A 20,337-nucleotide genomic window follows, 5' to 3' on the forward strand; every position below is an offset into this window, starting at 1 on the left:
ACCGTCGCCCCGGCGTTCACGCCGCTTCGAAGTCCACCAGCACCGCGCCGTCGTTGACCTGGTCACCGGCCTTGGCGCGGTAGCCCTTCACCGTGCCGTCGGCCGGCGCCTGCAGGGTGTGCTCCATCTTCATTGCTTCCAGCACCACCAGCGGCGTGCCGCGCTTGACCTCGGTACCGGCGGCGACCAGCGTGGCCACGATCTTCCCGGGCATCGGTGCCAGCAGGCTGCCGGCATCGGCCACGGCGTGGTCCGATTCGCTCACCGGATCATGCAGGGTGAAACGGTGCTGGCCGTCGGTGCCGAACAGGTACAGCTGGTCACCCTCGCGCAGCAGCTGCAGTGTCCAGCGGCGCCCGCCCAGCTGTACCGCCAGCCCGCGCACATCGGCGGTGCCGATCACCTGCACGGGTGCCGCGTCATTGCACTGCACGCGCCAGCCATCGGCCTGCGCCCACACCTTCAGCGTGTGCCGGCATTCGCCCTGCTGCAGCGGCAGCACGCGCGGCGCGGGCGCGCCAAGGCGCCAGCCGTCCTGCGCCTGCCACGGCGAATGCGGGTCGCGCGCGTCGCTGGCTGCACCGGCAGTGCTTGCAACAGCGGCCACGGCGGCCAGCTGCCACAGGGCATCATCCGTATCGCCCGCTGCACTTAATGCGGCCTGCTCGCGCTCGATCAGCGCGGTATCCAGCTTGGCGTGGGTAAACGAATCGGTGTTCACCAGGCGGCGCAGGAAACCGGCATTGGTGGTCACGCCCACCACCTGGCAGTCGGCCAGGGCCTGGCTCATGCGGCGCAGCGCGGCGTCGCGGTCCACGTCCCAGACGATCAGCTTGGCAATCATGGGATCGTAGTACGGCGTGATGCTGTCGCCTTCCTCGACACCGGTATCCACGCGCACATGAGTCGACGGCGCCGGCAGGCGCAGGCGGCGCAGGAGGCCGGTGGACGGCAGGAAACCACGGTCGGCGTCTTCGGCATACAGCCGCGCCTCGATGGCGTGGCCGTGGATCGCCAGCTGCTCCTGGCGCAGCGGCAGCGGCTGGCCCGAGGCTACGCGCAGCTGCCATTCCACCAGGTCGGTGCCGGTGATGTACTCGGTGACCGGATGCTCGACCTGCAGGCGGGTGTTCATTTCCATGAAGTAGAAATCGCCGTCAGGGCCGGCGATGAACTCCACCGTTCCGGCCCCGACGTAGCCCACCGCGCGCGCGGCATCGACCGCGGCCTTGCCCATCGCCGCACGACGTTCGGGGCTCATGCCGGGGGCGGGCGCTTCTTCCAGCACCTTCTGGTGGCGGCGCTGCACCGAGCAGTCGCGCTCGAACAGGTAGACGGCATCACCGTGGTTGTCGCCGAACACCTGGATCTCGATATGGCGCGGGCGCTCGACGTACTTCTCGACCAGCACATGGTGGTTGCCGAATGCCGAGGCGGCCTCGCGCTGGCAGCTGGCCAGTGCATCGACGAAGTCCTCGCTGCGTTCGACCTTGCGCATGCCCTTGCCACCGCCACCGGCGCTGGCCTTGATCAGTACCGGGTAGCCGATGGCATCGGCCTGCGCGCGCAGGAACGCCGGCTCCTGCTGGTCGCCGTGGTAGCCCGGCGTCAGTGGCACACCGGCCTTGGCCATCAACGCCTTGGCCGCGCTCTTGTCACCCATCGCGCGGATCGCGCTGGCCGGCGGCCCGATGAAGGTGACGCCGGCGGCGGCGCAGGCATCGGCGAAGTCGGCATTCTCGGACAGGAAGCCGTAACCGGGGTGGATCGCCTGCACGCCGGTCAGGCGTGCGGCGTCGAGCAGGGCGTCGCCGCGCAGGTAGCTCTCACGCGCGGCGGCCGGGCCGATGTGGATGGCCTCGTCGGCCAGGCGTACGTGGCGTGCGTTGCGGTCGGCATCGGAATACACCGCCACGGTGGCGATGCCGAGGCGGCGGCAGGTGGCGATGACGCGGCAGGCGATTTCGCCGCGGTTGGCGATCAGGACTTTGGTGAACATGGCAACAGGCTCGGTCATGGCACGGGTTACATGCGGAACACGCCGAAGCGCGTCTGCTGCGGGGCGGCGTTGAGGCTGGCCGACAGCGCCAGCGCCAGCACCCGGCGGGTGTCGGCCGGATCGATCACGCCGTCGTCCCACAGGCGCGCGCTGGCGTAGTACGGGTGGCCCTGCTGCTCGAACTGGTCGCGGATCGGCGCCTTGAACGCGTCTTCCTCCGCTGCCGGCCACTGGCCGCCCTTGGCCTCGATGCCATCGCGCTTGACCGTGGCCAGCACGCTGGCGGCCTGTTCGCCACCCATCACGCCGATGCGCGCGTTCGGCCACATCCACAGGAAGTTGGGCGAATAGGCGCGGCCGCACATGCCGTAGTTGCCCGCACCGAACGAGCCACCGATCACCACGGTGAACTTGGGTACCTTGGCGCAGGCCACCGCCATCACCAGCTTGGCCCCGTCCTTGGCGATGCCGCCCTGTTCGTACTTGCGGCCGACCATGAAGCCGGTGATGTTCTGCAGGAACACCAGCGGGATGTTGCGCTGGGTGCACAGCTCGATGAAGTGCGCGCCCTTCAGTGCCGACTCGGAGAACAGGATGCCGTTGTTGGCGATGATGCCGATCGGGTAGCCGTTCAGATGGGCGAAGCCGGTGACCAGCGTTGCGCCGTAGCGCGGCTTGAATTCGTCGAAGCGCGAGCCGTCCACCAGTCGCGCGATCACTTCGCGTACGTCGTAGGGCTTGCGCGTATCGGCCGGGATCACGCCGTACAGTTCGTGCGCTGGCAGCAGCGGTTCTTCGCTGGCCTGCACCGCCATCGCCGGTTCCGGCTTGCGCCAGTTGAGCTGGGCGATGATCGCGCGCACCCGTGCCAGCGCCTGCAGGTCGTTGTCGGCCATGTGGTCGGCCACGCCGGAGATGCGCGTGTGCACATCGGCACCGCCCAGTTCCTCGGCCGTCACCACTTCACCGGTGGCCGCCTTCACCAGCGGCGGGCCGCCGAGGAAGATCGTGCCCTGCTCGCGCACGATCACCGTCTCGTCGCTCATCGCGGGCACATAGGCACCACCAGCGGTGCAGCTGCCCATCACGCAGGCGATCTGCGGAATGCCCTGCGCCGACAGGTTGGCCTGGTTGTAGAAGATGCGGCCGAAATGGTCGCGGTCGGGAAAGACTTCGTCCTGCAGCGGCAGGAACGCGCCACCGGAATCGACCAGGTAGATGCACGGCAGGTGGTTCTGCTCGGCGATCTCCTGCGCGCGCAGGTGCTTCTTCACCGTCATCGGGTAGTAGGTGCCGCCCTTGACCGTGGCATCGTTGGCCACGATCACGCATTCCACGCCGCTCACGCGGCCGATGCCGGCCACTACGCCAGCGGCCGGCACGGCGTCTTCGTACATGCCGTGCGCGGCCAGCGGCGCGATTTCCAGGAACGCGCTGCCGGGGTCGAGCAGGGCGTTGATGCGGTCGCGCACCAGCAGCTTGCCGCGCGCGGTGTGCTTGGCGCGTGCGGCTTCGCTGCCACCCAGCGCGGTGCGGGCGAGGGTGGCATGCAGGTCGTCGACCACGGCCTGCATGGCCGCGCGGTTGCTTTCAAACGTTTCGCTGCCCGGTTGCAGCTGGGTGCTCAATACGGTCATCGCGGTGGCCTTACAGGGTGCGCTGGAACAGTTCGCGGCCGATCAGCATGCGGCGGATCTCGGACGTGCCGGCGCCGATCTCATACAGCTTGGCATCGCGCCACAAGCGGCCGGTCGGGTATTCGTTGATGTAGCCGTTGCCGCCCAGGATCTGGATCGCCTGGCCAGTCAGCCAGGTGGCCTTCTCGGCGGCGTACAGGATGGCACCGGCGGCGTCCTGGCGGGTGGTGCGGCCCTGGTCGCAGGCGCGTGCCACGGCATAGACATACGCGCGGCAGGCTCCCAGGCCCACGTACATGTCGGCGATCTTGGCCTGGATCAGCTGGAAGCTGCCGATCGGCTCGCCGAACTGGTGGCGCTCGTGCACATACGGCATCACCACGTCCATGGCCGCGGCCATCAGGCCCAGCGGGCCACCGGACAGCACCACGCGCTCGTAGTCCAGGCCGGACATCAGCACGCGCACGCCACCGCCAACCTGGCCCAGCACGTTCTCTTCAGGAATCTCGCAATCCTGGAACACCAGCTCGCAGGTGGGCGAAGAACGCATGCCCAGCTTGTCCAGCTTCTGCGCGGTGGAAAAGCCCTTCATGCCCTTCTCGACCAGGAACGCGGTGATGCCCTTGGCGCCGGCCTCCATGTCGGTCTTGGCATAGACCACCAGCACGTCGGCATCCGGGCCGTTGGTGATCCACATCTTGTTGCCGTTGAGCACGTAGCGGTCGCCGCGCTTGTCCGCGCGCAGCTTCATCGACACCACGTCCGAACCGGCGCCCGGCTCGCTCATCGCCAGCGCGCCGACCAGGCTGCCATCGCACAGGCCGGGCAGGAAGCGCTGCTTCTGTTCCTCGTTGCCGTTCTTGCGCAGCTGGTTCACGCACAGGTTGGAGTGCGCACCATAGGACAGGCCGATGCCCCCCGAAGCGCGCGAGATCTCTTCCATCGCCACCACGTGGGCCAGGTAGCCCATGCCGGTGCCACCGTATGCTTCTTCCACGGTGAGGCCGAGCAGGCCCTGTTCGCCCAGCTTCGGCCACAGCGCCAGCGGGAACTGGTTGCTGGCATCGGCCTCGGCGGCCAGCGGCGCGACCTCGGCGGCGGCAAAATGGGCCACGCTCTGGCGCAGCAGGTCGATGTCTTCGCCAAGATCGAAGTTCAGGGATGGCACGTGCATTGTGGTGGCTCCACGGCGGGATGGCAGGAATGGCGCACCCGGCGGGGGAGTGGGCGGCGGTCTGCAGGACCGTCACCCACACGGGCGATGGCCCCAGCGTAGCGGGGTTCGGGTAAGAAGTGAATACGAATTCAAAAATTGAAACTAGAATCAGAACATGGCCTATAAACGCTCTGCATTGATGGAAGAACGCCTGGCGGGCGCCCGTGAACGGATCCTGCTGGCCACCCGCGCGCTGGTCGCCACTGGCGGCTGGCGCAATGCCCCGGTGACTGCGGTGGCAACCCAGGCGGGGGTGTCCACCGGCCTGATCTACCGGCATTTCCCGTCCAAGGCAGAGCTGTTCGTGGAAGTCCTCAATGCCGCCGTGGCCCACGAGGTCGCGATCATGGAGCGGATCGCCAGTGGCCCGGAGGCGGCCAGCGAGCGGCTGCGGCTGGCGATCACTGCCTTCGTCCGCCGTGCCCTGGCCGGGCCGGGGCTCGCGCACGCCTTCATCGTCGAACCGGTCGACCCGGATGTGGAAGCCGAGCGCATGCGCGGTCGTCGCGCCTTCGGCGACGTGTTCCTGCGGCTGGTGGAGGAGGGCGTGGCGGCCGGTGAGCTGCCTGCGCAGGACGCGCATGTGGCCGCCGCCTGCCTGGTGGGTGCCTTCACCGAAGCGATGGTCGGCCCGACCGCACCCAGCCGCGAAGCGCACCGCGACGAAGACGCGCTGGTGGATGCGATCTGCAGCTTCTGCCTGCGCGCGATCGGCGCCCCGGCAATCCGGTAGCGCCGGGCCATACCCGGCGGCTGTTGCCATCCTCGACCGTTGTTGCCGCGCTTCGCGCTCGCCGGGCACGGCCCGGCGCTACCCGCATGCGGCCACGGCCGCATGCTGCGCCGCATCAGCAGTGACGCCTGTTGTCGCACGCAAAGTGCGTTCTATACTCGGCCCATCACGCAGTCGCTCAGCCGTGGTCCAACGACTATCAGCCAGGGGTAACGAAGAGTGCGGAATTACGATCTGGAGTTCCTGAAACGCTTCTCCATGGTGATCGCGCTGCTGGCGACCATCACCCTCGGCCTCATCCTCCTTGCCGCCTACATCCACACCCGGATCCCGCCCGAGGTGTCGCCGACCGCGGCCAAACGCACCGAACAGCGCATCTCGCCGACCGGTGCAGTCTATGCCGGCAGCACCGGCGCCGCCGCGCAGGCTGCCGCCAAGGCCGCCGCGCTGGCCAAGGCCGCGTCGCAGGTGGCCTACGGCGGCACCAAGGATGGCAAGGTGATCTTCGACAACCTGTGCACCGCCTGCCACACCACCGGCGTGGGCATGGCACCGACGCTGGACCATTCGCACTGGGACAAGCGCATCGCGCAGGGCAAGGACACGCTCTACAAGCACGCCATCGAGGGCTATACCGGCCCCGACGGCGGCATCATGCCGCCCAAGGGCGGCAACCCGGCACTGACCGAAGAACAGATCCATGCCACCGTGGACTGGATGCTGGGCAACCTGAAATAGCCGCCGCAACGCGCCGCTTCCTGTAGAGCCGAGCCCACGCTCGGCTGCTCTGCGCACGGTGTGGCCAAGCGCAGCCGAGCGTGGGCTCGGCTCTACCACCTACTGAGCTTTGCCCACCGAGGCCTGATCGCTCATATGCCCCCGCTGCGCAGGCGGCGTTTCGCATTTCAGGGTTAGTCTGTGCGCCTCTTCCATGGAGTCGCCCGTCGATGCGCCGCCGTTCCCTCGCCCTTGCCCTGTCCCTGCTGCTGCCGGCCAGCGCCTTTGCCCAGGCCCAGCCGCAGGTCGCGCCGGTCGCGGCGCCCGCCGCGCGCAGCAGCGCCACCGTGGTGCTGACCGCCGCGCCGGCCGACTGGCGCGCGCTGGATGGTCAGCGGGTGCGCATCGCCGCACCGCTGACCCTGGCCGGTACCGACGGCCTGGAGCGCTTCGGCCAGCTCACCGTAGCCTTCGATGGTCGCCTCTGGCAGCCGACCGAAGTGGCCGCGCCGGGTACTGCCGGCTATGAGCAGGTGATGGCCGACAACCAGCGCCGCCGCCTGGTGCTGGAAGATGGCAGTGATGCCCGAGACCCCGCCAGCGTGGCGTACCTGCCGGGCAGCCCCGTGCTGCGCACCGGCATGCAGCTGCGCGACGTGCAGGGCATCGTGCGCATGGACGCGCAGGGCCATCCGCGCCTGCAGGTCGAAGGTGTGCTGAAACTGCCGGAACTCAGGCGCCCGGCGGTGCCGACGGTGCCGGGCAGCCTGCACGTGGCCGCCTTCAACCTGGAGAACTTCTTCAACGGTGATGGCCAGGGCGGCGGCTTCCCGACCCTGCGCGGCGCCCGCACGCTGGACGAGCACAAGGCGCAGGTGGCCAAGCTGGTCGCCACGGTCAACGCGCTGGGCGCCGACGTCGCCGCGCTGATGGAGCTGGAGAACGACGGCTACGGCCCGCAGTCGGCCATCGCCGAACTGGTCGATGCGCTCAACCGTGACCGCGGCGCGCAGGGCGACTGGCGCTTCGTCGATGCCGGCAACGGCCCCGGCGACAACCCGATCCGGGTCGGCATCATCTACCGCAGCTCACGCCTGCAGCCGGTCGGCACGCCGGCTACGTTGACCGGCGGCCCATTCGTCGAGCACAGCCGCGTGCCGCTGGCGCAGGCCTTCCAAGGCAAGCAGGGCGCGCCGTTCGTGGTGGTGGCCAATCACTTCAAGTCGAAGGGCTGCCGCGACGCCAGCGGCGCCGACGCCGATCGCAACGACAACCAGGGCTGCTGGAACGCCACCCGCATGACCTCGGCGCAGCAGCTGCATGCCTGGCTGCAGACGGATCCGACCGGTACCGGTACAAAGGACGCGGTACTGCTCGGCGATTTCAATGCCTACGCGATGGAAGACCCGATCCGCACCCTGCACGACCTGGGCTGGCAGGACGCGTTCAAGGTCGCCAAGGCCGAGCATCCCTACAGCTACGTCTACAACGGCTACACCGGCCGCCTCGACCACGCGCTGCTGAGCCCGGGCATGGCCAGGCGCCTGCGCGGTGCCGCCGAATGGCACAGCAATGCCGATGAGCAGGACGCCAGCGGTTATCAGGGCCGCAACGTGCAGGGCCCGTGGCGCAGTTCCGACCACGACCCGCTGCTGCTGGGTTTCGACAGATAGGGTTCGCCGGGGATCTGCTCTGGGAGCGACCTTGATCGGCACGGATGCTGCTGTTGCTTTTTATCTTCCAGTCCGCCTTCAAGCGAGCCGAGAAGCGCAGGGTACCGGTGCACAGCACCGGCTCGCGGCTGGCGGCGCGTTTCTTTTGGTCACTTTTCTTTTCGCGCGAAAAGAAAAGTGACATCCCTCCGCGGGCGCGGAAATGGCCCGCCGCGACCAATGCTCACCCCCAGGCGATCAAGCCGATCGCCAGCACCGCCAGCGCCAAACCGGCACGGTTCCACTTCGTGGTGGCCTCGCCGAAGGCAAACACGCCCACCAGTGCACCCAGCACCACCACGCCGATGTTCATGCCGGCGAACACGGTGGCCGGATTGTCCGGCATCGACTGGTGCGCATGCACATAGAACAGGATGTTGCCGCCATTGAGCAGGCCCAGCAGCGCGCCTGCGCCCAGGTTCCGCCAGGCCAGCCGGCTGCGGCCACGCGCATGCCGCCACAGCTGCAGGGCCAGCATCAGCACGAAGGCCACGCTGAAGCTGGCCAGCACCGCCGCCATCGACGGCGTGCCGGACAGCGCCACCTGCTTGAGCAGCACGTCCACCACCGCAAACCCGGCCCATACCCCCAGCAGCCAGCCCCAGCCACCGGGTGAGGATGCCACCGCCGGTCCGCGTGGGCGCAGGCTGATCGCCACCATCGCCAGCAGGCCCAGGCCGAGCCCGGCCAGCTTCCACGGCGTCGCGGTCTGGCCGAAGAACAGGAACGCGGCAGCCAGTGACAGCAGCAGCGACAAGCGCTGTGCCACATCGCTGCGGACGATGCCGGCCACCGCCACCGCGCGGCCCAGCACCAGGAAGATCGAGGGCAGCACCACCGCCAGCGCCAGCAAGGACAGCCACGGGGCATGTGGCGCGCGCAGCGCATCCAGCGGCGGCTGCAGCACCGCGGCGGTGAGCGTTGCCGCCACCAGATAGTTCCAGGTGACCATCTGCGCGACATCCAGCTGGCGGCGTCCAGCCACCTTCAACACCACCGAAACCAGCACGCTGCAGATCACGGCCAAAGACAGGTAGAGCATGGGGCGGGCACAGGGCAGGGGCGGGGGACGGTATCATGGTGCCATGCACAAGCCCTCGTTCCCCGTCGCCCCCGGCGAAACCGCCTGTCTCCAACTGGATGGCCCGGCCGGCCCGCTGGAAGTGGTCGTCGACCTGCCCAAGGCCGACGCGCCGGTGCAGCCGATCGTGGCCATCGTCTGCCATCCGCTGTCCACCGAAGGCGGCACCCTGCACAACAAGGTGGTCACCATGACCGCCACCACCCTGCGCGAGCTGGGCATCGCTACGGTGCGCTTCAACTTCCGCAGTGTTGGCGCGTCGGCCGGTGAGTTCGACCACGGCGTGGGCGAGCAGGATGACCTGAAGGCGGTCGCCGCCTGGGTGCGCAGCCAGCGCCCGCACGACCGCCTGTGGTTGGCCGGTTTCAGCTTCGGCTCGTTCGTGTCGCTGAAGGCCGCTGCCGCGCTGCAGCCGGAAGCGCTGATCTCGATCGCGCCACCGGCCGGCCGCTGGGACTTCGATGGCATCGTACCGCCGGCGCGCTGGCTGGTGATCCAGGGCGAGCAGGACGAGATCGTCGACCCGCAGGCTGTCTACCAGTGGCTGGACACGCTGGAGTTCCCGCATGAGCTGGTGCGCATGCCCGAGACCAGCCACTTCTTCCACCGCAAGCTGATCGACCTGCGCGGCGCACTGACCCACGGCGTGAAGCATTGGTTGGGCGCGGCGGCATGAGTGCAACCGAGTTGACCCCGTCGCAGCGGTACGCGGAAGGGGTCGCCCGTGGTGACTGGCAGGACGACCCGGCCCAGCATGCAGCGCTGGCCGAGCTGGACCGCATCCACCTGGGCCTGCTGGACAGTGCCGAGGACGGTTGGCTGGACCGCCTGTCCGCGTTCTGGAAGAAGCCCGAGCCGGTGAAGGGCCTGTACTTCTGGGGCGGCGTCGGCCGCGGCAAGACCTTCCTGGTCGACCTGTTCTACGACGGGCTGCCGATCAAGCAGAAGTACCGCACGCATTTCCATCGCTTCATGCGCAGCGTCCACGAGCGCCTGCGTGAGCACCAGGGGCAGAGCGACCCGCTGGCGAAGATCGCCCAGGAGTGGCGCAGCAACCTGCGCGTGCTGGTGCTGGACGAATTCTTCGTCACCGACATCGGTGATGCGATGCTGCTGGCGCGGCTGCTGGAGCGCCTGTTCGCCGAAGGCGTGACCCTGGTCACCACCTCCAACACCGCGGTGGAGAACCTGTACCTCAACGGCCTGCAGCGCGAGAGCTTCCTGCCGGCCATCGGCCTGCTGCAGCGCTTCTGCGTGGAGCTGTACGCCGAAGGTACCGAGGACTACCGCATGCGCGCGCTGACCCGCTCGCCGGTGTACCGCGCACCGTTGGCCGCCGACAGCGACGACTGGCTGGCCACGCGCTGGAGCGAACTGAGCGGCGGCCAACCGGCCAAGCCCGGCAACATCGAGATCGAGGGCCGCAAGATTCCGGTCCGCGGCCGCGGCAAGAGCATCGCCTGGTTCGATTTCGCCGCGCTGTGCGAGGGCCCGCGCGGGCCCTCGGACTACATCGAGATCGCGCACGAGTTCAACACGGTGCTGCTGGGCGGCATTCCCGCCTTCGATCGCCTGAACGAGGATGCCGCGCGCCGCTTCGTCAACCTGATCGACGAGTTGTACGACCGCCACGTCAACCTGGTCTGCACCGCCAGCACCTCGCCGGTCGAGCTGTACACCGGCCAGCGCCTGCAGGGCGCGTTCGAGCGCACCGCCTCGCGCCTGATCGAGATGCAGAGCGCCGAGTACCTGGGCACCCCGCACCGGGCGTGAGGGTAGTGCCGTTTGTAGAGCCGAGCCCACGCTCGGCTGCTTTTCGGCACATCATTCAAAAGCAGCCGAGCGTGGGCTCGGCTCTACAACAGCACGGCGCGGCTATCGGGTGGGCGCAACCGCGCTCCCAACGGCGCCCATCCGGCCCGGCCGACACATGCGGCCTCGCGTCGCGTCGCTGCCCGGCGGGTGATCCCGACGTCCACCGGATGCCCACCACCTATCCACAGGGTTGTCCCTAGCCAGTTTCATCACTGTCATGTGAAGCTGTCATTGTTCCGTTTCCGCAGCGCGTTGTACCACCGCAATGACGCCTTTCGGGCTTGACTGCGCAGCCCGTTCCGGCAGGTCTGAAGCGTCTGATCAGGGCGCCGATGGCACGATCCTTGCGGCGCAAGGGATTGCCGAATTTCACTACATTTGGCGTTGACGGACCCCACTACCCCCACTATCTTGTGGCCGTCGGTCGCAGCAACCCCAGGTCTGGGGGCTGGCAGCAATACCTCCCGCGATCGTCAACGGCAGTGGCAGGCGCAGGGTCTCATCCCCTGCGACGCCGTCCTGCCATCCTGGGCCGTCATGTCCCGGGTTGCGTCACCCCGATGCATCGAGCACCCCCAATCACGCCAAGAGGACATACGCCGTGAGCACCGAATCCAGCGCCACCATCGAGAAGGAAAGCGAATTCCTGTTGACGTCGCCGCCGACGGCCAACGCGATGAGTGTGACCAAGCGCAACGGGACCACCGAGCTGGTGGACCTGAACAAGATCGTGCGCGCGGTGCAGCGTTCCTCCGAAGGCCTGCACGCCGTCGATCCGATGCGCGTGGCCACCCGCACCATTTCCGGCCTGTACAACGGCGCTACCACCCGCGAGCTGGACGAACTGTCCATCCGCACCGCCGCCCTGCTGATTGGCGAAGAGCCCGAGTACGGCCGCCTCGCTGCGCGCCTGCTGGCCAACTACATTGCCAAGGAAGTCTCGGGCCAGGAAATCTACGCCTTCTCGCAGTCAGTCAGCCGTGGCCATGAAGTCGGCCTGATCAACGACCGCCTGCTGAACTTCGTGCAGACCAATGCGCGCAAGCTCAACGACGCCATCGATATCTCGCTGGATCTGAACTTCGATTACTTCGGCCTGCGTACCCTGTACGACCGTTACCTGCTGCGCCATCCGCACACCCGCAAGGTGATCGAGACCCCGCAGCAGTTCTTCCTGCGCATCGCCAGCGCGCTGAGCGAGGACGTGTCCGAGACCCTGGCGCTGTACAAGCGCATGGGCAACCTGGACTACCTGCCGTCCAGCCCGACCCTGTTCAACTCCGGCACCACCCACGAGCAGCTGTCCTCGTGCTTCCTGCTGGACTCGCCGCAGGACTCGCTGGAGTCGATCTATGCCAAGTATGGCGACATCGCCCAGCTGTCGAAGTTCTCCGGCGGCATCGGCGTCAGCTACACCCGCGTGCGTTCGCGTGGCTCGCTGATCAAGTCGACCAACGGCCACTCCAACGGCATCGTGCCGTGGCTGAAGACCATGGATTCGTCCGTGGCCGCGGTGAACCAGGGCGGCAAGCGCAAGGGCGCAGCCTGCGTGTACCTGGAAACCTGGCACGCCGACATCGAGGACTTCCTCGAACTGCGTGACAACACCGGTGACGAAGCCCGCCGTGCGCACAACCTGAACCTGGCCAACTGGGTGCCGGACCTGTTCATGAAGCGCGTCGAGGCCGACCAGGAATGGTCGCTGTTTGATCCGCGCGTCGTGCCGGAGTTCACCGACCTGTTTGGCGAAGCCTTCGAGGCTGCCTACCTGCAGGCCGAAGCCCAGGGCAAGGCCAACCGCACCATCTCCGCGCGCAAGCTGTACGCCCGCATGATGCGTACGCTGGCCGAGACCGGCAACGGCTGGATGACCTTCAAGGACAAGTGCAACCGCGCCAGCAACCAGACCCTGCGTCCGGGCAACGTGATCCACCTGTCCAACCTGTGCACTGAAATCCTGGAAGTCACTTCCAACGATGAAACCGCAGTGTGCAACCTGGGTTCGATCAACCTGGGCAACCACTTCGACGAGCACAACGAGTTCGACTTCGAGAAGCTGGCCGAGACCGTGCGCCTGGCCGTGCGCCAGCTCGACCGCGTCATCGACCTGAACTTCTACCCGATCGAAACCGCCCGCCGCGCCAACCTGCGCTGGCGTCCGGTCGGCCTGGGCTGCATGGGCCTGCAGGATGTGTTCTTCCGCAAGCGCCTGCCGTTCGACAGCGCCGAAGCCCGCGCGCTGTCGAAGAAGATCGCCGAAGCGATCTACTTCCACGCGCTGGAAACCTCCTGCGAGCTGGCCCAGGAACGCGGCAAGCACCCGTCGTTCAACGACACCCGTGCCGCCAGCGGCGAACTGCAGTTCGACGCCTGGAACGTGGTGCCGGAAGACACCGCGCGCTGGGATGCCCTGCGTGAGCGCATCAAGGAACACGGCCTGCGCAACTCGCTGATGATCGCGATCGCGCCGACCGCGACCATCGCCTCGATCGCCGGTTGCTACGAGTGCGTCGAGCCGCAGGTGTCCAACCTGTTCAAGCGCGAGACCCTGTCCGGTGACTTCCTGCAGGTCAACCGCTACCTGGTCAACGAGCTGAAGAAGCTGGGCCTGTGGACGCCGGAAATGCGCGATGCCATCAAGCTGGCCGAAGGCTCGATCGCCGGCGTGGCGCAGATCCCGGAAACGCTGCGCGAGGTCTACCGCACCGCGTGGGAACTGCCGATGCGTTCGCTGATCGACATGGCCGCCGAGCGTGGCGCCTTCATCGACCAGTCGGCCTCGCTCAACCTGTTCATGGAAAGCCCGAACATCGGCGCGATGTCCTCCATGTACATGTACGCCTGGAAGCAGGGCATCAAGACCACCTACTACCTGCGTTCGCGCCCGGCCACCAAGATCGCCAAGACCACGGTGAGTGCCGCCGCACCGGCCAAGGTGTTCAGCCCGGACGAAGCCATCGCCTGCTCGCTGGAAAACCCGGAAGCCTGCGAGGCCTGCCAGTAACACGCCGCGCGGTGGGTGCCGACCGTTGGTCGGCACTCGAACACCTCGCACCTGCAGAGCCAAGCCATGCTCGGCTGCAGCACGGAAACACCAAGGTAGCGCCGGGCCATGCCCGGCGTTTTGACCCGAGAATTCAAGGAAACACCCATGGCCGACAAGCCCAAGCAGATGCTGCTCGATCCCGGTTTTGAACTGACCCTGCGCCCGATGCGCTACCCGCAGTTCTATGACATGTACCGGAATGCGATCAAGAACACCTGGACGGTGGAAGAGATCAACTTCCAGATCGACATCACCGACCTGCACAGCAAGATGTCGCCGGGCGAGCGCCACCTGATCCACCGCCTGGTCGCGTTCTTCGCCACCGGCGACTCGATCGTGTCCAACAACCTGGTGCTGAACCTGTACCAGCACCTCAATGCGCCGGAAGCGCGCATGTACCTGTCGCGCCAGCTGTATGAAGAAGCACTGCACGTGCAGTTCTACCTGACCCTGCTCGACAACTACCTGCCGGACCCGGAAGAGCGCGCCAAGGCGTTCTCGGCGGTGGAGAACATCGACTCGATCAAGAAGAAGGCCGATTTCTGCTTCAAGTGGATCGACTCGATCCAGGACCTGACCCGCATCGAGACCCGCGAACAGCGCCGCCAGTTCCTGCTCAACCAGATCTGCTTCGCTGCCTGCATCGAAGGCCTGTTCTTCTTCGCTGCCTTCGCCTACGTGTACTACTTCCGTTCGCGCGGCCTGCTGCCGGGCCTGGCTTCGGGCACCAACTGGGTGTTCCGCGACGAAAGCGCGCACATGGAGTTCGCCTTCGAGTCGGTGCGCGTGGTGCGTGAGGAAGAGCCGGACCTGTTCGACGACGAGATGAAGCAGCAGGTCTACGACATGTTGGCCGAAGCCATCGAATGCGAAGTGCAGTTCGCCGAGGACGTGCTGTCCGGCGGCGTGGCCGGCATCTCGACCCGTGACATGCGCCAGTACCTGCAGCATTGTGCCGATCAGCACTTCGCCAAACTGGGCATGGAAAAGAAGTACAACGTGCGCAACCCGCTGCCGTTCATGGAACTGCAGGACGTGCAGGAACTGACCAACTTCTTCGAACGCCGCGTCTCGGCCTACCAGGTCGGCGTGCAGGGCGAAGTCGCCTTCGACATGAACTTCTGATCGAACCGGTCAGGCCTGTCGCAACGAAAAACCCCGGCCAATGCCGGGGTTTTTTGTTGCGCGCCTGGCTTTTGTAGAGTCGAGCGTGGCTCGACTCTACAAAGCGCTAGCGCCGTCCTTCCACCGCCATGCGCACCGCCAACCCGGCCAGCACCGTGCCCATCAGCCAGCGCTGCAGCCTCTGCCAGGTGGGGCGCGCGGCCAGGAAGCCGGCGATGCTGCCGGCGGCCAGCGCGATCAGGCCGTTCACGCTGACGCTGACCAGGATCTGGGTGCAGCCCAGCACGATCGACTGCATCAGCACGCTGCCTTCGCCATCGGGATGCAGGAACTGCGGCAGCAGCGACAGGTACATCACCGCCACTTTCGGGTTCAGCAGATTGGTCAGCAAGCCCATCGTGAACAGTCTGCGCGGGCTGTCCTGCGGCAGCTCGCGCACCGCGAACGGCGAACGGCCACCGGGCTTCAGCGCCTGCCACGCCAGGTACAGCAGGTACAGCGCGCCACCGATGCGCAGCGCCTCATAGGCGAACGGCACGGTCATCAGCAGGGCGGTGATGCCCAGTGCCGCGCACAGCATGTAGAACACGAAGCCCAGCGCCACCCCGCCCAGCGAGATCAGCCCGGCGAGCGGCCCCTGGCAGATCGAGCGCGAGATGACGTAGATCATGTTCGGCCCGGGCGTGAGCACCATGGCCAGCGAAACCAGCGCAAAGGCCAACAGGTCGGAAAGTGCGGGCATGGGCGGTCCTGGCAGTGGGCGTGGCGCAGTGTAGCGTCGCCTGCACGGGGCCTGGCTTAAAATTGACGGACCCCACACCGAAGCACCCCCATGACCCCGATCCCCGAAACCGTGCCGCCCACCGAAGTGCGCATGGCCGAAATCGTTTTCCCCAACCACACCAACCACCTTGGCACCCTGTTCGGTGGCCAGGCATTGGCGTGGATGGACAAGGCCGCCTTCCTGGCCGCCGCCCGCTATTCGCGCCGCACCGTGGTGACCGCGCGCAGCGACCAGGTCGACTTCAAGCTGCCGATCCGCATCGGCCAGATGGTGGAAACCATCGGCCGCATCGTCGAAGTCGGGCGCAGCTCGATGAAGGTCGAGGTGGAACTGGTCGCCGAGGACCTGCACAGCGGTGAGCGCAAGCTGTGTACCCGCGGCCACTTCGTGATGATCGCGCTGGACGAGGACGGCCACCCGATCGCGGTGCCGCCGCTGCCGGCCGCCTGAGCCGGCGCTTGCACGGGCGCTGCGGCGCCCCCATCTGGCAGCCATGACCTCGCCGCTGACCGACTTCATCGACCGCGCCCAGCGCCTGTTCGTGCTGACCGGCGCCGGTTGCAGCACCGCCTCGGGCATTCCCGACTATCGCGATACCGACGGCCAGTGGAAACGCACGCCGCCGGTGACCTACCAGGCGTTCATGGGCGAAGCGGGTACCCGCCAGCGCTACTGGGCGCGCAGCCTGCTGGGCTGGCCGCGCTTCGGCCTGGCCCGGCCCAACGGTACCCACCAGGCCCTGGCCGCACTGGAAAACCGCGGCAAGCTGCAGCTGCTGCTGACCCAGAACGTGGACGGCCTGCACCAGCGCGCCGGCAGCCACAAGGTGATCGACCTGCATGGCCGCCTGGACCGGGTGCGCTGCATGAGCTGTGAGCGCCGCAGTGGCCGCGAGGATTTCCAGCAGCGGCTGCTGGAGGCCAATCCGGGCTGGGATGCGCTGGATGCCGGTATCGCGCCCGATGGCGATGCCGATCTGGAGACCGATTTCTCCACGTTCGTGGTGCCCGATTGTCCGTACTGCGGTGGCCTGCTGAAGCCGGATGTGGTGTTCTTCGGCGAAAACGTGCCGCGTGAACGGGTGGCGGCGGTGCACGATCACCTGCAGCAGGCCGACGCCGTGCTGGTGGTGGGCTCGTCGCTGATGGTCTATTCCGGCTTCCGCTTCGTGCAGGCGGCCGCGAAGGCAGGGTTGCCGGTAGCGGCGCTGAACCGAGGCCGCACCCGAGCCGACGACCTGCTGTTGTTCAAGGATGAGCGGGACTGCGCTGAAGCGCTGGCAGGGCTCGTTACCGGGTAGCGCCGGGCCATGCCCGGCGGAAACGGGGTGCCGCGCCGCACGTTCGCCGGGCATGGCCCGGCGCTACCCATCATGCGTCCCCGCGAAACAGCGATCCATCCAGATGGTTGATCCGCGAGCCGCGCAGCGGTGCAATACGCACCCCCTACGTCGTTCATCACCGTCTTGAGCCAGCTGTTCTCGCCGATCTCGTTCGGCCCCCTGACCCTGTCCAACCGCATCGTCATCGCGCCGATGTGCCAGTACTCCGCCGAAGACGGTCGTGCCAGCGACTGGCACGCCATGCACCTGGGCAACCTGGCGCAGTCCGGCGCCGGCCTGCTGATCCTGGAAGCCACTGCGGTCGAGCCGCGCGGCCGCATCAGCTGGGCCGACCTGGGCTTGTGGGACGACGGCACCGAGGCCGCGTTGGCACAGGTGCTGGCCAGCGTCCGCCGCTGGTCGCCGATGCCGCTGGGCATCCAGCTCGGCCACGCCGGTCGCAAGGCCTCGGTGAAGCGCCCGTGGGACGGCGGCGGCCAGCTACCGGCCGATGATGCGCGTGGCTGGGCCACGGTGGCGCCGTCGCCGCTGCCGTTCCATGCCGCCGATCCGGCACCGCAGGAACTGGACGAGGCCGGCATCGCCGAGGTGATCGCCGCCTTCGCCGCCAGTGCGGTGCGCGCCGAGCGCCTGGGCTTCGAGCTGATCGAGCTGCATGCCGCGCACGGCTACCTGCTGCACCAGTTCCTGTCGCCGCTGAGCAACCGCCGCACCGATGGCTATGGCGGCTCGCTGCCGAACCGCCTGCGACTGCTCGTGGAAGTGTTCGACGCGGTGCGTGCGGCGGTATCGGACAGGATCGCCGTGGGCGTGCGCATTTCCGCCAGCGACTGGGTCGAGGGTGGCTGGGATCTGGTGCAGAGCGAAGCACTGGCCCAGGTGCTGGACGCGCGCGGCTGCAACTTCCTGCACGTTTCCAGCGGTGGCCTGGACGAGCGCCAGAAGATCACCGTCGGCCCGGGCTACCAGGTGCCGTTCGCCGCGGCGATCAAGGCCAAGGTACGCATGCCGGTGATCGCGGTGGGCATGATCACCGAGCCCGAGCAAGCCGAATCGATCCTGCGCCATCGCCACGCCGATGCGGTAGCGCTGGCACGCGGCATCCTCTACGACCCGCGCTGGCCGTGGCACGCTGCTGCCGCATTGCGCGACAGCGTGGAACCGGCGCCGCAGTACCTGCGCTGCGAGCCGCGCGAGGCGCGTGGCGTGTTCAAGGCGCGCTGAGGCTCACACCCGCCAGGCCGGCGCCATGCCGGCCTGCAGGTGCTCGAACAGCGCGCGGATCTTGGCGGTGAAATCGCGGCGGTCGCTGACGCAGAAGTAGACTTCCATCGGTTCCGGGCGCCACGCGGTGTCGGCGCCGAACACCGCCTGCAGGCGGCCATCGCGCAGGTACGGCTCGGCCACGAATGCGGCGAGCCGGGTGATGCCGGCACCGGCCGCCGCCAGCGCATCGATGTCATCGCAGACCATGCTCGGTGGCAGCGCGGCGTCCACGCGCAGGCCGTCCTTCAGCAGGCCCCAGCGCAGCGGCCGGCCATCGGTCGGGAAGCGGTGCAGCAGCCCGCGATGGCGACCCAGTTCGGCGGGTTCCTGCGGCGTGCCATGGGCCTGCAGGTAGGCCGGCGCGGCACAGAACACGAACGGCACGCGCGCCAGCTGCCGTGCGACGACGCCGTCTTCCAGCTGCGCGCCGATGCGGATGCTGGCATCCACCGCCTCTGGACCATGCTGCACGGCGCGGTCGGTCAGGCGCAGCTCCAGCTGCAGCTGCGGGTAGCGTTGCTGCAGCGACGGCAGCAACGGTGCCAGCACGTGGCGACCGAACGCGCTGCTGCTGGCGATGCGCAGCGGCCCCGCCGGTTCGATGTCACCGGAGGTGACCATCGCCTGCGCGCGCGCCAGGTCGGCTTCGATGTGGCGCACCTGCGCCAGGTACAGCGCGCCGGCCTCGCTGAGGGCCAGCTGCCGCGTACTTCGGTTCAGCAACCGTACGCCCAGATGGGCCTCCAGCCGGTGGATGTTCTGGCCGACAGCGGTGGCGCTGATGCCAAGGATGCGGGCCGCGGCGGCAATGCTGCCGGTCTCTGCGGTGCGGGTGAAGCTGCGGATCAATTGCAACAGGTTCATGACCGACCAGCTTGCCACGGTGATGGCCAAGTATCGCTTAGGACAGAACCAAGCCCTTCGCTTGCATCGGTGACCATCGCTCCGATCGACACCCTGCTGGCCTACACTGTGGCGATGCGCCCCGACTCCATCCTCACCCTGTCCTGCCCGGACCGTACCGGCATCGTCTACCGTGTGTCCGGCCTGTTGTTCGACCACGGCTGCAACATCCTCGACGCCCAGCAGTTCGGTGACGAGGAGAGCGGCCGCTTCTTCCTGCGCGTGCATTTCGACCGCGACGCCGGCCTGCCGCTGGAGACCGTGCATGCCGCGATGGCCAAACTTGCCGAAGGCTTCGGCATGGACTGGCAGCTGCATGACGGCCGCCGCCGGGCACGCCTGCTGGTGCTGGTCAGCAAGCAGGGGCATTGCCTCAACGACCTGCTGTTCCGCGCCCACAGCGGCCAGCTGAAGGTCGACATCGCGGCAGTGGCGTCCAACCACGCCGACTTCGCGCCATTGGCCGCGTCCTACCAGGTACCGTTCCACCACTTGCCGGTGACCGCCGATACGCGTGCGGTGCAGGAGCAGCAGATCATCGACCTGGTCGAGCGTGAGCGCATCGACCTGGTGGTGCTGGCGCGCTACATGCAGATTCTGTCACCCACGCTGTGCCGTGCGCTGGCCGGCCGTGCGATCAACATCCACCACAGCTTCCTGCCCAGCTTCAAGGGCGCGCAGCCCTATCACCAGGCGCACGCGCGCGGGGTCAAGATCATCGGTGCCACCGCGCACTACGTCACCGAGGATCTGGACGAAGGCCCGATCATCGAACAGGACGTGGCCCGCGTTGACCACGCCATGGCGCCGCGCGAGCTGGTGCGGCTGGGCAGCGACACCGAATCGCTGGTGCTGGCGCGCGCGGTTCGCCGCCATGTGGAGCATCGCATCCTGCTCAATGGGCATCGCACGGTGGTGTTCCGGTAATCGCCCATCCCGCGTCCGCCGGGCATGGCCCGGC

At 67.6% G+C, this 20,337-nt stretch carries 17 protein-coding genes; 11 read left to right on the forward strand and 6 right to left on the reverse strand.

Annotated features, from left to right (window positions below; all coding sequences use genetic code 11):
- Window positions 1-16: 16 nt before the first annotated feature.
- From AC2A1N_RS08255 to AC2A1N_RS08265, 3 genes are read right to left on the reverse strand one after another with little or no spacing between them, the layout of a single operon-like run.
- Window positions 17-1,999, reverse strand: a complete 1,983-nt coding sequence (locus AC2A1N_RS08255; RefSeq protein ID WP_484371997.1) for an acetyl/propionyl/methylcrotonyl-CoA carboxylase subunit alpha — start codon at window positions 1,997-1,999, stop codon at window positions 17-19.
- Window positions 2,000-2,025: 26 nt separating this feature from the next.
- Window positions 2,026-3,636 carry a carboxyl transferase domain-containing protein gene (locus tag AC2A1N_RS08260; protein ID WP_154350053.1) on the reverse strand — a complete coding sequence of 537 codons (1,611 nt, stop codon included), beginning with the start codon at window positions 3,634-3,636 and terminating at the stop codon, window positions 2,026-2,028.
- Between the two features lie 10 nt (window positions 3,637-3,646).
- Window positions 3,647-4,810 carry an isovaleryl-CoA dehydrogenase gene (locus AC2A1N_RS08265; RefSeq protein ID WP_058979744.1) on the reverse strand — a complete coding sequence of 388 codons (1,164 nt, stop codon included), beginning with the start codon at window positions 4,808-4,810 and terminating at the stop codon, window positions 3,647-3,649.
- Between the two features lie 157 nt (window positions 4,811-4,967).
- On the opposite strand from AC2A1N_RS08265, the gene AC2A1N_RS08270 reads away from it, so the two are divergent.
- From AC2A1N_RS08270 to AC2A1N_RS08280, 3 genes are all read left to right on the forward strand, one after another.
- On the forward strand, window positions 4,968-5,585 hold the full coding sequence (locus AC2A1N_RS08270) for a TetR/AcrR family transcriptional regulator (RefSeq protein WP_061480267.1): 618 nt from the start codon (window positions 4,968-4,970) through the stop codon (window positions 5,583-5,585).
- A gap of 219 nt (window positions 5,586-5,804) precedes the next feature.
- Window positions 5,805-6,323: a c-type cytochrome gene (locus tag AC2A1N_RS08275; protein WP_005407662.1), complete on the forward strand. Its 519-nt coding sequence runs from the start codon at window positions 5,805-5,807 to the stop codon at window positions 6,321-6,323.
- 209 nt (window positions 6,324-6,532) lie between these two features.
- Complete coding sequence (locus tag AC2A1N_RS08280; protein ID WP_061480268.1) at window positions 6,533-7,975, forward strand: ExeM/NucH family extracellular endonuclease; 1,443 nt, start codon at window positions 6,533-6,535, stop codon at window positions 7,973-7,975.
- A gap of 223 nt (window positions 7,976-8,198) precedes the next feature.
- Here the strand turns inward: AC2A1N_RS08280 and AC2A1N_RS08285 are convergent, their stop codons facing one another.
- Window positions 8,199-9,056: an EamA family transporter gene (locus AC2A1N_RS08285; RefSeq protein WP_088496132.1), complete on the reverse strand. Its 858-nt coding sequence runs from the start codon at window positions 9,054-9,056 to the stop codon at window positions 8,199-8,201.
- 43 nt (window positions 9,057-9,099) lie between these two features.
- Here AC2A1N_RS08285 and AC2A1N_RS08290 point away from each other — a divergent pair, with 43 nt between their 5' ends.
- The 4 genes from AC2A1N_RS08290 to AC2A1N_RS08305 all read left to right on the forward strand — a co-directional run bounded on the left by AC2A1N_RS08290 (window position 9,100) and on the right by AC2A1N_RS08305 (window position 15,081).
- Window positions 9,100-9,771, forward strand: coding sequence for an alpha/beta hydrolase (locus tag AC2A1N_RS08290; protein WP_061480270.1), 672 nt, complete (start codon window positions 9,100-9,102; stop codon window positions 9,769-9,771).
- The gene (zapE, locus tag AC2A1N_RS08295) at window positions 9,768-10,868 is read left to right on the forward strand and encodes a cell division protein ZapE (RefSeq protein WP_061480271.1); all 1,101 of its coding nucleotides are present in this window, start codon (window positions 9,768-9,770) and stop codon (window positions 10,866-10,868) included. The genes AC2A1N_RS08290 and zapE overlap by 4 nt, the downstream gene beginning before the upstream one ends.
- 643 nt (window positions 10,869-11,511) lie before the next feature.
- Window positions 11,512-13,914: a ribonucleoside-diphosphate reductase subunit alpha gene (locus AC2A1N_RS08300; protein ID WP_061480272.1), complete on the forward strand. Its 2,403-nt coding sequence runs from the start codon at window positions 11,512-11,514 to the stop codon at window positions 13,912-13,914.
- Between the two features lie 147 nt (window positions 13,915-14,061).
- Window positions 14,062-15,081 carry a ribonucleotide-diphosphate reductase subunit beta gene (locus AC2A1N_RS08305; protein ID WP_005420683.1) on the forward strand — a complete coding sequence of 340 codons (1,020 nt, stop codon included), beginning with the start codon at window positions 14,062-14,064 and terminating at the stop codon, window positions 15,079-15,081.
- A gap of 106 nt (window positions 15,082-15,187) precedes the next feature.
- Here the strand turns inward: AC2A1N_RS08305 and AC2A1N_RS08310 are convergent, their stop codons facing one another.
- Entirely contained in the window at window positions 15,188-15,823 is a 636-nt protein-coding gene (locus AC2A1N_RS08310; protein WP_061480273.1) for a LysE family translocator, read from the reverse strand.
- 90 nt (window positions 15,824-15,913) lie between these two features.
- On the opposite strand from AC2A1N_RS08310, the gene AC2A1N_RS08315 reads away from it, so the two are divergent.
- From AC2A1N_RS08315 to AC2A1N_RS08325, 3 genes are all read left to right on the forward strand, one after another.
- Entirely contained in the window at window positions 15,914-16,315 is a 402-nt protein-coding gene (locus AC2A1N_RS08315) for an acyl-CoA thioesterase (protein ID WP_021203756.1), read from the forward strand.
- A gap of 43 nt (window positions 16,316-16,358) precedes the next feature.
- Window positions 16,359-17,165 (forward strand): NAD-dependent protein deacetylase, encoded by an 807-nt coding sequence (locus tag AC2A1N_RS08320; protein ID WP_484372002.1) that lies wholly within the window; start codon window positions 16,359-16,361, stop codon window positions 17,163-17,165.
- A 165-nt stretch (window positions 17,166-17,330) separates the two neighbouring features.
- Window positions 17,331-18,431: an NADH:flavin oxidoreductase/NADH oxidase gene (locus tag AC2A1N_RS08325; RefSeq protein WP_072167307.1), complete on the forward strand. Its 1,101-nt coding sequence runs from the start codon at window positions 17,331-17,333 to the stop codon at window positions 18,429-18,431.
- A gap of 3 nt (window positions 18,432-18,434) precedes the next feature.
- On the opposite strand, the gene AC2A1N_RS08330 is transcribed toward AC2A1N_RS08325, so the two are convergent.
- A complete protein-coding gene (locus AC2A1N_RS08330; protein WP_484372004.1) occupies window positions 18,435-19,337 on the reverse strand; it encodes a LysR family transcriptional regulator in 903 nt (300 codons plus the stop codon).
- Window positions 19,338-19,451: 114 nt separating this feature from the next.
- Between AC2A1N_RS08330 and purU the strand changes: the two genes are divergently transcribed.
- Entirely contained in the window at window positions 19,452-20,303 is an 852-nt protein-coding gene (purU, locus tag AC2A1N_RS08335; RefSeq protein ID WP_061480748.1) for a formyltetrahydrofolate deformylase, read from the forward strand.
- Window positions 20,304-20,337: the final 34 nt, after the last annotated feature.

The organism is Stenotrophomonas maltophilia group sp. SKK55, from assembly GCF_057179845.1.

What these genes read in the sequence shown, in the direction of transcription:
- AC2A1N_RS08255 (WP_484371997.1), bottom strand. Translation starts at nt 1,999, where the DNA reads ATGTTCACCAAAGTCCTGATCGCCAACCGCGGCGAAATCGCCTGCCGC.
- AC2A1N_RS08260 (WP_154350053.1), bottom strand. Translation starts at nt 3,636, where the DNA reads ATGACCGTATTGAGCACCCAGCTGCAACCGGGCAGCGAAACGTTTGAA.
- AC2A1N_RS08265 (WP_058979744.1), bottom strand. Translation starts at nt 4,810, where the DNA reads ATGCACGTGCCATCCCTGAACTTCGATCTTGGCGAAGACATCGACCTG.
- AC2A1N_RS08270 (WP_061480267.1), top strand. Translation starts at nt 4,968, where the DNA reads ATGGCCTATAAACGCTCTGCATTGATGGAAGAACGCCTGGCGGGCGCC.
- AC2A1N_RS08280 (WP_061480268.1), top strand. Translation starts at nt 6,533, where the DNA reads ATGCGCCGCCGTTCCCTCGCCCTTGCCCTGTCCCTGCTGCTGCCGGCC.
- AC2A1N_RS08285 (WP_088496132.1), bottom strand. Translation starts at nt 9,056, where the DNA reads ATGCTCTACCTGTCTTTGGCCGTGATCTGCAGCGTGCTGGTTTCGGTG.
- AC2A1N_RS08290 (WP_061480270.1), top strand. Translation starts at nt 9,100, where the DNA reads ATGCACAAGCCCTCGTTCCCCGTCGCCCCCGGCGAAACCGCCTGTCTC.
- zapE (WP_061480271.1), top strand. Translation starts at nt 9,768, where the DNA reads ATGAGTGCAACCGAGTTGACCCCGTCGCAGCGGTACGCGGAAGGGGTC.
- AC2A1N_RS08305 (WP_005420683.1), top strand. Translation starts at nt 14,062, where the DNA reads ATGGCCGACAAGCCCAAGCAGATGCTGCTCGATCCCGGTTTTGAACTG.
- AC2A1N_RS08310 (WP_061480273.1), bottom strand. Translation starts at nt 15,823, where the DNA reads ATGCCCGCACTTTCCGACCTGTTGGCCTTTGCGCTGGTTTCGCTGGCC.
- AC2A1N_RS08315 (WP_021203756.1), top strand. Translation starts at nt 15,914, where the DNA reads ATGACCCCGATCCCCGAAACCGTGCCGCCCACCGAAGTGCGCATGGCC.
- AC2A1N_RS08320 (WP_484372002.1), top strand. Translation starts at nt 16,359, where the DNA reads ATGACCTCGCCGCTGACCGACTTCATCGACCGCGCCCAGCGCCTGTTC.
- AC2A1N_RS08330 (WP_484372004.1), bottom strand. Translation starts at nt 19,337, where the DNA reads ATGAACCTGTTGCAATTGATCCGCAGCTTCACCCGCACCGCAGAGACC.
- purU (WP_061480748.1), top strand. Translation starts at nt 19,452, where the DNA reads ATGCGCCCCGACTCCATCCTCACCCTGTCCTGCCCGGACCGTACCGGC.